General features: G+C 56.9%; 10 protein-coding genes. 7 read left to right on the top strand and 3 right to left on the bottom strand.

Annotation, left to right across the window (positions count from 1 at the left end; all coding sequences use genetic code 11):
* Nucleotides 1-3: 3 nt before the first annotated feature.
* The 3 genes from AC2FLO_RS17830 (at nt 4) to AC2FLO_RS17840 (ending at nt 3,814) form a co-directional block, all read left to right on the top strand.
* The gene (locus tag AC2FLO_RS17830; protein WP_209507073.1) at nt 4-486 is read left to right on the top strand and encodes a (2Fe-2S)-binding protein; all 483 of its coding nucleotides are present in this window, start codon (nt 4-6) and stop codon (nt 484-486) included.
* A gap of 80 nt (nt 487-566) precedes the next feature.
* On the top strand, nt 567-2,927 hold the full coding sequence (locus AC2FLO_RS17835; protein ID WP_496754103.1) for a xanthine dehydrogenase family protein molybdopterin-binding subunit: 2,361 nt from the start codon (nt 567-569) through the stop codon (nt 2,925-2,927).
* Between the two features lie 95 nt (nt 2,928-3,022).
* Entirely contained in the window at nt 3,023-3,814 is a 792-nt protein-coding gene (locus AC2FLO_RS17840) for an FAD binding domain-containing protein (protein WP_496754101.1), read from the top strand.
* A gap of 197 nt (nt 3,815-4,011) precedes the next feature.
* Here AC2FLO_RS17840 and AC2FLO_RS17845 read toward each other — a convergent pair whose 3' ends face one another.
* Nucleotides 4,012-5,838 (bottom strand): BCCT family transporter, encoded by a 1,827-nt coding sequence (locus AC2FLO_RS17845; protein ID WP_480616798.1) that lies wholly within the window; start codon nt 5,836-5,838, stop codon nt 4,012-4,014.
* A gap of 416 nt (nt 5,839-6,254) precedes the next feature.
* Entirely contained in the window at nt 6,255-7,199 is a 945-nt protein-coding gene (locus tag AC2FLO_RS17850; protein WP_496754099.1) for a PDR/VanB family oxidoreductase, read from the bottom strand.
* 140 nt (nt 7,200-7,339) lie between these two features.
* Here AC2FLO_RS17850 and AC2FLO_RS17855 point away from each other — a divergent pair, with 140 nt between their 5' ends.
* The 4 genes from AC2FLO_RS17855 (at nt 7,340) to AC2FLO_RS17870 (ending at nt 12,453) form a co-directional block, all read left to right on the top strand.
* Entirely contained in the window at nt 7,340-8,245 is a 906-nt protein-coding gene (locus tag AC2FLO_RS17855; protein ID WP_496754098.1) for a LysR substrate-binding domain-containing protein, read from the top strand.
* Between the two features lie 103 nt (nt 8,246-8,348).
* Complete coding sequence (locus tag AC2FLO_RS17860) at nt 8,349-9,506, top strand: aromatic ring-hydroxylating oxygenase subunit alpha (protein WP_267367492.1); 1,158 nt, start codon at nt 8,349-8,351, stop codon at nt 9,504-9,506.
* A 134-nt stretch (nt 9,507-9,640) separates the two neighbouring features.
* Nucleotides 9,641-9,880 (top strand): hypothetical protein, encoded by a 240-nt coding sequence (locus AC2FLO_RS17865; protein WP_496754096.1) that lies wholly within the window; start codon nt 9,641-9,643, stop codon nt 9,878-9,880.
* A gap of 152 nt (nt 9,881-10,032) precedes the next feature.
* Complete coding sequence (locus tag AC2FLO_RS17870) at nt 10,033-12,453, top strand: GcvT family protein (RefSeq protein WP_480588455.1); 2,421 nt, start codon at nt 10,033-10,035, stop codon at nt 12,451-12,453.
* On the opposite strand, the gene AC2FLO_RS17875 is transcribed toward AC2FLO_RS17870, so the two are convergent.
* Nucleotides 12,450-13,694: a molybdopterin molybdotransferase MoeA gene (locus tag AC2FLO_RS17875; RefSeq protein ID WP_496754094.1), complete on the bottom strand. Its 1,245-nt coding sequence runs from the start codon at nt 13,692-13,694 to the stop codon at nt 12,450-12,452. The genes AC2FLO_RS17870 and AC2FLO_RS17875 overlap by 4 nt on opposite strands.
* Nucleotides 13,695-13,702: the final 8 nt, after the last annotated feature.

Here is a 13,702-nt window from a genome sequence, read left to right on the forward strand (position 1 = left end):
GTCATGAAAATTTCAATGACCGTGAACGGCAAGGCCGTTAGCGGCGAGGTCGAGGGCCGGACATTACTGTCCGGCTTTCTGCGCGAGCAACTGTCATTGACGGGCACGCATGTCGGCTGTGATACGGCCCAGTGCGGCGCCTGCGTTGTACATGTGAATGGTCAGGCCGTGAAATCGTGCAATATGCTGGCGGTCGAAGCCGACGGCGCTGATGTTGGCACCATCGAAGGTCAGGCAAATGCGGACGGTTCGCTGAACGTGATCCAGCAAGCCTTTCAGGATCATCACGGCCTTCAATGCGGGTTCTGTACACCGGGTATGGTAATGAGCGCCGCAGCGCTGCTGAAAGACAACCCGCGCCCATCTGAGGCCGAAATCCGAAAGTACCTGGAAGGCAACCTGTGCCGCTGCACCGGGTACCACAATATCGTCAAGGCGATCATGGCCGCCTCAGGCCAGGACGTCGGCAGTATCGCTGCGGAATGATGCCGCTGCGGGCGTAAACGTTGCGCCCGTGGGAAAAGTGAAGGGTGCAGCAGCATCCGTTTATGGGAGGAGAACAAGCAATGCCCAAAGACAGTGGCATCGGAGCCAGTTCCAAGCGGCGCGAGGACGTCCGCTTTCTGACCGGAGCAGGCAACTATACCGACGACATCAACGTACGTGGTCAGGCTTACGTATATTTCCTGCGGTCCGACATCGCGCATGGTCGGATCAATTCTGTAGATACATCAACCGCTGAAGGTATGCCCGGTGTGGTCAGAGTATTCACCGGCAAAGACTTTGAAGGCGTGGGCGGAATGCCCTGTGGCTGGGAAGTGACCGACAAGCACGGCGCGCCGATGCAGGAACCACCACACCCAATTCTGGCACAGGGCAAGGTGCGCCACGTGGGTGATCCGATCGCTGCCGTGGTGGCTGACAGCCTGGAACAGGCCCGTGACGCGGCCGAGGCTATTGATCTGGATATCGAGGAACTGCCCGCCGTGATCGACATGAAATCCGCCGCGCAGGAGGGCGCGACGCTGGTTCATGACGATCTTAAAAACAACATCTGCTATGACTGGCAGCTGGGTGAGGCCGACGACGCCAAGGTGAACGACGTCTTTGCCAATGCGGCGCATGTCACCACTTTGGATCTGGTGAACAACCGGCTGGTCGCCAACCCGATGGAGCCGCGCGTGGCTGTGGCCGAGTACAGCCGGGGCACGGATGAATATACGCTCTACACCACGTCGCAGAACCCGCATGTCATCCGCTTGTTGATGTGCGCGTTCGTTCTGGGTCTGCCGGAACATAAAGTCCGCGTCGTAGCCCCGGATGTGGGCGGTGGTTTTGGCACCAAGATTTTCCATTACGCAGAAGAAGCGTTCTGCACCTTTGCCGCCAAGGCCTGCGACCGCCCCGTCAAGTGGACCGCCAGCCGGTCCGAGGCGTTCATGTCGGATGCGCAGGGTCGTGACCATGTCAGCACGATTGAGCTGGCCCTGGATGCTGATAACAACTTCATCGGCCTGCGGACCAACACCTATGCCAATCTGGGCGCTTATCTGTCGACTTTCTCCAGCTCGGTTCCGACATGGCTGCACGGGACGCTGATGGCTGGCAACTATAAGACCCCGGTCATTCAGGTGAATGTGAAGGCGATGTTCACGAATACGGTGCCCGTGGATGCCTATCGCGGTGCTGGTCGACCCGAAGCAACCTTCCAGCTGGAGCGCGTCATAGACAAGGCCGCGCGCGAGTTGGGTGTCGATCCGATCGCCCTGCGTCGCCAGAACTTTGTCACGCAGTTCCCCTATGACACGCCGGTGGCGCTGACTTACGACACCGGGGATTATAACGGGACAATGGACAAGCTTGAGGCGGCTGCCGATCTGGCAGGCTTTGCCGCACGTCGTGCAAAAAGCGAGGCCAACGGCAAGCTGCGGGGCTTGGGTGTCAACTGCTATATCGAGGCCTGCGGCATCGCGCCTTCGAATATCGTTGGCATGTTGGGGGCCCGGGCGGGTCTTTATGATGCGGCAACTGTTCGGGTGAACGCCACCGGTTCGATCAGTGTGATGGTTGGCGCACACAGCCACGGGCAGGGCCATGAAACAGCCTTCCCGCAGGTCGTGGCCGACATGATCGGTATCGATGAGTCGATGGTCGAGATTGTGCACGGGGATACCTCAAAGATCCCGTTTGGCATGGGCACCTATGGCTCACGCTCGCTGGCGGTTTGCGGCTCGGCTATGGTCAAGGCCACCGAAAAGGTGATCGACAAGGCCAAAAAGATCGCAGCCCATTTGCTGGAAGCGTCCGAGGCGGATATCGAACTTAAGGACGGTCAGTTCAGCGTTGCGGGGACCGACAAGTCTGTAGCTTGGGGGGATGTGACCCTCACGGCTTATGTCCCGCACAACTATCCGCTGGAAGTTGAACCAGGACTGGAGGAAACCGCGTTCTATGACCCGGCCAACTTTACTTTCCCGGCAGGGGCTTATGCCTGTGAGGTCGAGGTTGATCCAGACACAGGTCAGGTCAGTATCGAGAAGTTCACGGCTGCAGATGACTTTGGCAATATCGTCAATCCAATGATCGTTGACGGACAAGTGCATGGCGGTATCGGCCAGGGCATCGGTCAGGCCTTGCTGGAGAACTGTGCCTATGATGAGAACGGCCAATTGCTGAGCGCGTCCTACATGGATTACGCGATGCCACGCGCCGATGATGTCCCGTTCTACGGCGTGGATCATTCCAGCCAGACGCCCTGTACGCACAATCCGCTGGGCGTGAAGGGTTGCGGCGAGGCCGGAGCGATCGGCTCACCGCCAGCGGTGGTCAACGCGGTGCTGGATGCGTTGAACTCGGGTGGAAGGGCTGTTGATCATATCGACATGCCGATGAGCCCGTCACGCGTTTGGACGGCGATGCATGGTTGAGAGGTTGGGGTGCGAGGGGCCAGCCCCTCGTGCTCCCCGGGATATTTATAGCCAGATGAAGGGCGGATCAGCGCCTTTCGGAAAGGAAGAACGAAATGTACAATTTCGAGTTTGAGAAGCCCTCGACCATTGCTGACGCGGTTGCAGCATTGGCAGCAGAGGATGCGCAGGCGTTGGGAGGCGGGCAAACCCTGATCCCGACATTGAAACAGCGATTGGCGGCTCCGTCCAAACTGGTGTCGATGAGCGGCATTGCCGAGATGCAAGGCGTCTGCGTTGATGATGACGGCTCGGTCTCTGTTGGGGGTGCAACACCTCACGCTGTCGTTGTTCGCGACGCTGCAGGATCTTATCCCGCGCTGGCGGCATTGGCTGGACAAATTGGCGACCCGGCAGTGCGCAATCGTGGAACCATCGGTGGTTCGGTTGCGAACAATGACCCGGCTGCCTGCTATCCGGCGGGTGTGCTGGGATCGGGCGCAACCGTGGTGACCAACGCGCGTCAAATTGCGGCAGATGACTTTTTTCAGGGCATGTTCACCACAGCCCTGGATGAAGGAGAGATCATCACCTCGATCCGCTTTCCGGTTCCGCAGGCGGCAAGCTATCAAAAATTCCTGCAACCAGCATCGCGGTTTGCACTTGTTGGGGTATATCTGGCCCGTTTCACGGACGGCGTGCGCGTGGCGGTGACCGGCGCAAGTGAGGATGGCGTCTTCCGTTGGAGCGAAGCCGAGCAGGCGCTGAACAAGGAGTTTCGCCCGGACGCCTTGATGGACCTTCGGATTAACCCCGCCAACATGATCGCTGATTTACATGGCAGCAAGGAATACCGGGCGCATCTTGTGTCGGTCATGACCAAACGCGCCGTGGAAGCCTGCATGTAGGAATTTCACGACAAGATGCTCAAAAGCCCCGGTTTTTACCGGGGCTTTTTCGTTGAGATATGGTTTTGGTGTCTCACCAAGGTCGGGCTGGCCAGCACTTCTCCGTTGTTTGAGGGTCGTGGCCAGTGTCTGCGCAAAAGGAAATCAGGCCACCCAATTCCGGGCGGCCTGATCAAGTCATAAGCTAAGCTTTCGCTTTATTCGGCGGCTTGTGCACCTGTAGCGGCGTGTTTGTCACGCTGGCTGTCGCGGAACAAAGCTTTGGCCAGAGCAATACACATCAGACCCATCACAGCAGTAAAGGGCAATGCACCGATGATCATCGCGTTTCGCAGCGCATCCATCGGGTTGTTTTCACCGGCTGCGAGGATCAGCGCGCCGATCACAGCTGTCAGGATGACACCCCAGATGATGCGGTGCTTGATGCCCGTCTCCTGGCTGCCACCCGACATGATGGTGTTCATCACGAGAATGCCCGAGTCTGCCGACGTGACGAGGAATGTCATGATCAGGATCACGCACATCACGTTCAGCATTGACAGCAGACCACCGTCAATCATGTAAGATAGTGTCACGAACAGCTTGTTGGTGTTCGATGCGCCGATGATTGCACCTTCTGCAGCGCCTGCCAGTTCCAGATCAATCGCAGTTCCACCCAGAACAGTCATCCATGCAAAGCACACCAAAGCCGGGGCGAACACACAGCCTACGATGAACTCGCGGACAGAGCGCCCTTTCGAAATACGCGCGAGGAACAGGCCCACGAAGGGCGAGAACGCGATCCACCAGGCCCAGTAGAACGTGGTCCAACCCGATTGCCAGCCGAACTGACGCCCCTGCTCACCCGCCGCATAAACGGCTGCCAGGGTTGCTTCATCCAACTCTGCTGCTGCCCCTTCCAGGCCACTCTTGAAACCGTCAAAGCTGCCCCACGCATTGGTAGCTCCGCCCATCAGATCATTGGCATGGGCTTGTGCTTCGGCAGGCAAAGCCGCAGCGAAGGCTTCAACTGACAGCGGGCCATAGGCGTTAAAGCTGAGCGACAGGATATGCAGGATATAGTCGACCATTGCAGTGCCATAAGTGGTCATGGCAAAGACGAACGAGCCGAAAACAACAAACGTGCCCAACAGGATGATCGACAATACGAGGTTCAGGTTCGACAGGTATTTAACGCCACGACCAACGCCTGATACGGCCGAAATAATCGACAGGCACATGATGACGACCAGACCGGTGATCAGACCCACTTTGCTGGGGGTTGGAACTTCACCACCCAGATCCATGACCCACTCCATACCGGTGATGGCATAAAGCCCGTCGATGAACTGGCTGACACCATAGCCGATGGTGACGGAAACACCGAGGATCGTTGCAACAACGCCAAGTACGTCAACCACATGGCCGAAGAAACCATTGACGAAGCGGCCGAACAGGGGCGTCAGTGCCGAGCGGATGGTGAGAGGCATGTCGCGGGTATAAGCGTAATATGCCAGCGACAAACCGGTCACCACATAGATGGCCCAAGCGTGAAACCCGTAGTGCAAGAAGGTATAGCGGTAAGCCGACTGCAGTGCTTCGGGTGTATTTCCAACGACCGCCTCGGATACGACTTCGGGGTTCGAACCCCACAGCCCCAACGGTTCTGCGGTAGCAAAAACCATCAGACCAACACCCAGGCCAGCGCCGAACATCATGGAGAACCATGAGAAGTTCGAAAACTCGGGCTTTTCACCGGGTGTTCCCATCACACGGCGACCCGTGGACGGAATAGCGGCGACAACGGCCAGAAAAACGAGGAACAACCCGACAATGACAATGTAGAAGCTGTTGAAAAGCTCAAGCAGCCGCCCGTTCAGGCTGCCAAGCGTGCCGTTTGCATTTGCAGGGAATACTAGTGCCCACAAAACCAGCGCGACCATGATGGCCTTGCTGATCAGGGCAATTGGTACGCTGTAGTTTTCATAAAAACCGGCATCCGCCGTCTTTATCTCAACGTCCGTGAATGGATCGGGTATCGACATATTGCGTTTTCCTCCGTGTGTTCGCCGTTTCTTGTTCTTTTGATTTCTGCTTGGGGTGCACCGCGCGGGACGGCGTAAACAAACATGCCAATGCACCAAACGATCAGCGAGTTGACTGCAACTCAGCTGAGACTTACGGGGAAGACCACACACCATGTGGGATCGCCCACCGCTCTTTTCCTCCCAGATTGTGTTCGCTTGCAAAAGCTGTTGGTTCGTTGTGGCAAGTCTGTCTGCCGTTGAACCTGGTAGCAGCTTCGCAAGAAGTGGTTGCGCCCTTCAATTCGGGAAAACCTATGACAGAGGTTAGGGCAGCTCACCCAAGAATCCGACCCTTATGCTACTCGAAACGACGCTCTCGGTTACTCGAAACATGTGTTAGCGAGAACAAGTAAAGGGCGTGATTGTGGTTCCTTCTACAGTTTCAATACCAATTTATACGACTTGGCCCGCGAAACGCATGTGCACAGGAACTCATGCGTTTCCTGCTCTTGCGGAGTAAGTATACCGTCGCGATGATCAACTTCGCCGGAAACGACATCAACGATACAGGTTCCGCAAAGCCCTTCGGAGCAGCCGAAATCAACCTGCACACCATTGGCCTGCAAAACCTCCAGAATAGATTGGTCCTTGCCAACGGGATAGACCGCGCCGGTCGACTGGATCTCGATCTGGAAATCGGCGTTCGGGGCATGTTCAATGTCCGACGCGGCGGCGAACCGTTCAAAGTGTATCGCGCCGCCACGCAGCAAGGCACCAGCTTCCAGTACCGCATTCAACATCGGTTCCGGGCCGCAGGTATAAACGTCTGCGCCCATCGGCATCGATTGCATGACCGATCTCAGATCGAATAGCCCGTCTGTGTTATCACAATGCAAATGATACCATTCATCCAGTCCAAGCGCCCGGAATTGCGCATCCATCGCCGCGTATTCTTTCGATCGAACAAGATAGTAGACACGAAAATCCTGCCCTCGGTTCAGCAGCTCACGTGCCATTGCAACCAATGGTGTGGCCCCGATACCGCCAGCGATCAAAGTGACGTGCCGATCATGGCTTTCGAGTTTGAAATGGTTGCGGGGACCGCCGATTTCCACGGTCACGCCCTCTTGCAGGTCATGCATCGCCAGTGACCCGCCTCGCCCTTCGTCTTCGCGTTTGACTGCCACGTTGATCAGGCGTCCATCCTGGCTCCAGCTCCACAGCGAGTATTGCCGTATCAGACCGTCTTCAAGATGGATGTCCACATGCGCCCCGGGCTCAAGGCTGGTGAAGCGCCCGCTTTCGATCTCGAAGCAGAAATCAGAGGTGTCGGGGCTGAGCGATGTTTTTCGCACAAGGCGGGCAACTTGAGTATCCATCACTTGTCCTGTTCGGTCTCACGTGGCGTACATTCTGCGTCGTTCAGCAAACAACAGGAAAAAAGATAGATTTCAATTGCAAAATTTCTAACATTCGGGTGAATTGAGCTCAACCAGAGTTCAAAAGCCAACAAACCTCCATGTCTCGACGCCACTACAACCTTCCTCCACTTACGACACTATCGGCCTTTGAAGCCGCCGCTCGGCATCTCAGTTTCAAGGAAGCCGCAAGCGAGCTTTCCGTGACGCCGGGTGCCGTCAGTCATCAGATAAAGGCGCTGGAAAGCGAGCTGGGCGCGGCACTTTTTGTCCGAAAACACCGCGGCGTGGAGCTGACCGAGGATGGGCAAGACCTGTTTGAGGCACTCGGCGTTTCGTTCCGGCAGATTTCAAAGGTACTTGAAAAGATTCGCAGCAATGATTCCGAGAACCACGTAACCGTTGGATCAACCACTGCAGTCGCCGCACTTTGGCTGTCGCCGTCTGTCATCCGGTTCTGGCAGGATTATCCGCACGTGAAAGTGAACCAGATGGCGCAGGACAAGGCGTTCACGGACCGGCCGGATATCGACCTGTTCATCCGCTATGGCCGGGACGCGAACGCGCAACTCACGCACACGAAACTGTATCGCGATATCCTGACACCCGTTTGCAGCCCCCAGATGGCAGCGGACCTTAAAGGGGCCAGCCTTGAAGACCTCGTGCAGCGGCGGCTGATCCATCTCGAAACTCAGGACAGCACCTGGACGACCTGGTCATCCTGGTTCCACGACCTCGGGTTTTCTGGAGTTGTTCCCGTGGAATCGCGGGTGAACAGCTATGCGCTTGCCCTTCAGGTGGCGCGTAAAGGGGCGGGCCTTGCGCTGGGATGGAAACGTCTGGTCCAGCCCATGCTGGCTTCGGGAAAACTCGTCGCGTTGGAGGAATTCAGCCTGCCCGCCCCGGACAACTTCTATCTTGTCGGTCGCCCGGACGATCAGCTCTCGGAAGGGGCGCTGGCTCTCAAGAATTGGTTGCTCAACGAACTGTCTGAAGGTTCGGTTTAGCCTGCCTCAATTTGCCATTAGGTTTTTTAGTATTGAACGTGGGCGGCCTCAGCCGCCAATGGATGCAGCGATAAACTCATTCAAAATCACTCAGGAGTGGCCGATGAACAAGCACGCACCGCTTTCGTCTGTTCTGACACCGGTAAACACCGCAAAGGGTCTGCCGAACGAGCATTATATTGATCCCGCAGTTTTTGCCGAAGAACGGGATGCGGTCTTGTTTGCGAACTGGTCCGGCATCGGCTTTGGCAAAGACATTCCCGAGGCGGGAGATGCGTATCCGATCAATTTCCTCGGTGTGCCGCTGTTGATGGTTCGTGATCGCGACGGTCAGATCGGCGTGTTCCAGAACACCTGCCGCCATCGCGGCATGATTTTGGTCGACAAGCCGCAAAAAATCCGCGGCGCGATCCGCTGCCCCTATCACAGCTGGTGCTACGGCCTGAATGGTGAATTGCGGACTGCCCCTCATGTCGGTGGCCCCGGGCAGAACACCCATGAGGATCTGGACTTCGCCGAGTTGGGCCTTATCCGCATCCGCTCGTATGTCTGGCGGGATGTTGTCTTTGTCAATGTCAGCGGCGACGCGCCGGAATTCGAAGATGTCCATGGCGAGTTGATGGAACGCTGGAAAGAATTCGATCAACCGATGTATCACGGTGGCGCTGGCGCATCGGTTTACCTTGAGTTGAACTCGAACTGGAAACTGGCTGTTGAGAACTACTGCGAAAGCTATCACCTGCCTTGGGTTCATCCCGGCCTGAACAGCTACTCGCGTCTGGAAGACCACTACAACATCAACGAATTGGGCAAATATTCGGGTCAGGGCACCTATGTTTACCGCCAGTTCGAGGGTCACGATGGCGAAAAGCTGGATGATTTCGAGAATCTGAGTGAGCAGTGGAATGACGGCGCGGAATATATCGTCGTTTACCCGAATACCCTGCTGGGTGTTCAGCGTGACCACGGCTTTGCCTTCCTCATCGATCCGATCACGCATGAGCGTTCGAACGAACGGATTGAGCTCTACTACGCCAAAAAACCCGAAGACGCGCCCGAACACGAAGCGCTGCGTGCCAAGAATGCGCAACTGTGGAAAACGGTGTTCGAGGAAGACGTCTTTGTGGTTGAAGGCATGCAGAAAGGCCGTCACGGCGTGAAATTCGATGGCGGCCGTTTCTCGCCCGCGATGGACGGCCCGACCCATTGTTTTCATCATTGGGTGGCCACGCAAATCGAAAAAGCCCGCGCTGAAGTGTAAGCAATCCTGAAAATGTTGATCTGGTCAGGCCCTTCTGACCAGATCGCGGATCGGCTGTAACAACAGCAGACGGGACGGCGTTACAGTCTTTTGCCTCCTAGTGAATAGCCGGTGAATTCGCTGAAAGGGTCACAGTGGATCTGAACGAACTCGATAAACAACTCTTGCGGGCCCATGCGGAAAAAGATGTACCCGCATTGATCCGGCTGTATCACCAAGCGGCGATTCTCGCCGAAGAGCGCCAGCATCATGAAGCCGCGTGTTTCTATCTGACCCACGCATTTGTGTTTGCGTTGGAATATGGCGCGCCGGAAGCAGATGAGTTGAACCTGAAGTTGTTTGAACGTGGCCGTGCACACCGATTGACGTTCTGACGAATTCGTTTGCTTAAGCGTATCGCGCCGCTAGGCAATTTTCAAAGTTTGAGTTTAGCTGACTTCATTCGATCTCGAATTTTGTCGACATTGTCGATGGGCCAGTCTTCATGAAAGAACAGGCGCGAACGAAAACGCGCGAGATAGCCAAAATGCGAAACGAAGCTCAGGCCGTGGTCATCGGCGGAGGAGTGATCGGGTGCTCGATCCTGTATCATTTGACCAAACTGGGATGGTCGGATGTTGTTCTGTTAGAGCGGGACGAGCTGACCTCGGGGTCAACCTGGCACGCAGCCGCCAACATTCACGGATTGCACGACAGTACCAATATCAGCCGCATCCAGCATTACACGATGAGCCTGTATAAAGCGCTGGAAGCTGAAACCGGTCAAAGCTGCGGAGTATTCCAGCCCGGCTCGTTATACTTGGCCCAGACAGAAGAGCGCGAACATCAGCTGAAGCTACAGGCCGCAAAGGCCAGGCTGTATGGCATGAATTTCTATGAGATCAGCATCGAGGAAGCCCAGAAGCTGAACCCGCTGGTCAATTACGACGGTATCCGTTGCGTGATGTTCGAACCCGATGGCGGCAATGTGGACCCGTCGGGCGTGACCAATGCCTATGCGGTCGGCGCACGTCAACGCGGGGCGCAAATTCACCGTTTCACTCCGGTCACCGCAACCGAGCAGCAGGAGGATGGTAGTTGGATCGTCAGAACGCCAAAAGGTGACATCAGGACACGCTGGGTGGTGAACGCAGCGGGCCTGTGGGGGCGCGAGGTTGCTGCACTGGCTGGAATCGAACTGCCGCTGCAACCTACAGAGCACCAGTATTTCGTAACCGAATCCATGGCGGATGTGAAAAGCCACGGCACCCGCCTGCCATCTGTGTCAGACCGGGATGGCGAATACTACTTGCGTCAGGAAGGCAACGGCTTGCTGGTCGGCGCTTATGAGAAAGACATGAGGTTCTGGGCCGAAGAAGGCACGCCGCTGGATTTTGCCCACGACCTGTTCCCTGATGATCTGGAACGGATCGAAGAGAACATGATGAACGCCATCGAACGCCTGCCCGCGGTTGGTGAAGCCGGGATCAAGCGTGTCATCAACGGCCCAATGATCTGGTCACCGGATTCGAACGTTCTGATGGGGCCGGTGCCCGAGGTCGACGGCTATTTCTGCTGCAATGGTATCATCCCCGGCTTCTCGCAATCGGGTGGCATGGGCCTGATGGCAGCGCAATGGATCATCGAGGGTGAAACGGAATACGACATGTTCGCCTGGGATCTGGCGCGTTTTGACAGCTGGGCCACCAAGGCATTCACCAAAGCGCGCGTGGCAGATCAGTACAGTCATCGGTTCGCGATCCATTTCCCCAATGAAGAACGCAGCGCCGGTCGTCCGGCACGGGTTCGCCCGATCTATGAGGCGCAGAAAGCCATGGGCGCGGTTTTTGGCCTGAACGCCGGTTGGGAACATCCACTGTGGTTTGCCGCAACGCCCGGCACCAAAGACACCAATGGCTTTACCCGTCAGAACTGGTGGGGACCGGTGGGCGAGGAATGCAGGATGTTGCGCGACCGTGCCGGGATCATCGATATCTCGAATTTCGCCAAATATGTCTGCAAGGGTCCGGGTGCGGCAGACTGGCTGAACGCCGTCTTTGCCAACACCATGCCCAAAACCGTTGGTCGGTCCTGTCTGACCCCACTGATTTCAAAGCGCGGCGGTATTGCAGGCGACTTTACCGTCACCCGCGTGGCTGATGACGAGTTCTGGGTGATCGGCTCGGGCATGGCAGAACGGTATCACAAACGCTTTTTCAAACAGGTTCCGCTGCCTGAGGGCACCACTTTCGAAAGCAAAACCGAAGCGATGTGCGGCTTTAACGTGGCCGGGTCCAAATCCCGTGACATCCTGCAACGTCTGACCAACACATCGCTGGCAACCGAAGATTTCCCGTTCATGCGGTCCGCCAAGATCGAGCTGGCGGGAGTCCAGGTCCTTGCCCTGCGCGTCTCCTTTACTGGCGATCTGGGGTGGGAGCTGCATTGCGACACCCAAGATCAGGCCCGGCTGTACAATGCCTTGCTTGAGGCAGGCAAAGAGTTCGGGGCTGGCCCTGTTGGCAGCCGGGCACTAATGTCTATGCGGGTCGAAAAGGGATATGGGTCTTGGAGCCGCGAATACAGCCCGGAATACTGGCCGCATGAAGTGGATCTTGATCGCCTCTGCAAATTCGAAAAGGACTTCCTCAACAAGGCAGCTGCGCAGAAAGTATTGCAGAACCCGGCTCGGGAACACCTGGTGATCCTGCACCTGAACGAAGCGGATGTGACAGCATCTAACGCCGACGCGACCGGTGGCGAGCCGATCTTCAAGAACGGTGAAGGGATCGGCCGGGTGACCTCGGGCACCTATGGCTACACCGTCGGAATGTCGTTGGCCTTGGGATATGTGAAAAATGCCCAGCCAGGTGATGAGGTCGAGGTTATGGTTCTGGGGCGCCCACACAGGGCCACAATCCTGCATGAACCGCCCTTTGATGCCGCAGGAAAAGCGCTTAGGGCTTAAAACCGCAATAGCTCAAGGCGTTGCCCTTCGGGATATTCCGTCACTTCTGCCGGGATGATCGCCAATCCATCCGCATGCGCAAGCAAAGCAACACGACCACTGTAGGACGGCTCCATCAGACGCAATCGGGGCCGTCCGTCCGGTGTGTAACCGTCAATCTGAACCGGGCGGTATTCCTGTCGGCCCGCGGTGCGGTACAAAGGTTCCGACAGAACTGCTTGTACGGCTGCGTGCGGTGTGTGGTGCAGACCGGCGCGGCGCGCCATCATCTGCGATCCGATAATTTGCCAGGTCACAAAAGCAGAAACCGGGTTGCCCGGCAGGCCAATGTAAAGCGCACGGCCACGTCGACCGAACATGATAGGCTTGCCCGGTTTCATTGCGACTTTCACCACATCCGTCACGCCACCGATCTCGGTGAACAGACGCGGCATATGATCTTCATCGCCGACAGAAACACCACCGGTTGTGATAATCAGGTCAGAGGTTTCAGTCGCGTCCAGCAAGACCTGTTTCAAAAGCTTGGGGTCATCTTCAACCTGCCCCCGGTCCGTGAGTTCAATCCAGGGTTTCTGCAACAGCGCAAGCAGCATGTAACGGTTCGAGTTATAGATCTGCCCCGGCCCAAGGGGCTCACCCGGTTGGCGCAACTCACTGCCGGTTGAAAAGATCGAAACCTTCAGCTTGCGGAGGACCACGACCTCGCCATACCCGGCGGATGCAAGGGCTGCCACCTCACGCGGGCCAATCTCGCAGCCGCGCCGCAGGATCGGCGCTCCGGCATGAAGGTCTTCACCGGCACGCCGGATATGTTGCCCAGGCTTTGGACGGCGGCTGAAGCGAATTTGCCCCTCTACAACATCACAATCTTCCTGCATGACGATGGCGTCGTAATCAGAGGGAACGGGCGCTCCGGTAAAAATCCTCAGCGCTCTGCCCGCAGGTGCAGCATGAGATCCGCTGTCCCCCGCCGCGATGCGACCCGCCACCGGCATCTGGAACAGGTCGGTATCGCCAAGATCGGCTGTTCGAACCGCATAGCCATCCATTGCCGAATTGTCGAAAGCGGGCATATCGACTTTACTGAAACAGTCGCGGGCCAGAATTCGCCCAATTGCAGCGGCCAAAGGCAGCGTTTCCGCTTCTGTGATCGGATCAGCAGCGGACAGGCCCCGGCGCAGGGCCTCATCCACGCTCAGATACATATGCGCGTGTCGATCACAGCCGCATCCATCAGCCATATCCAGCC

The sequence above is a fragment of the Ruegeria sp. TASC047 genome (assembly GCF_059612445.1).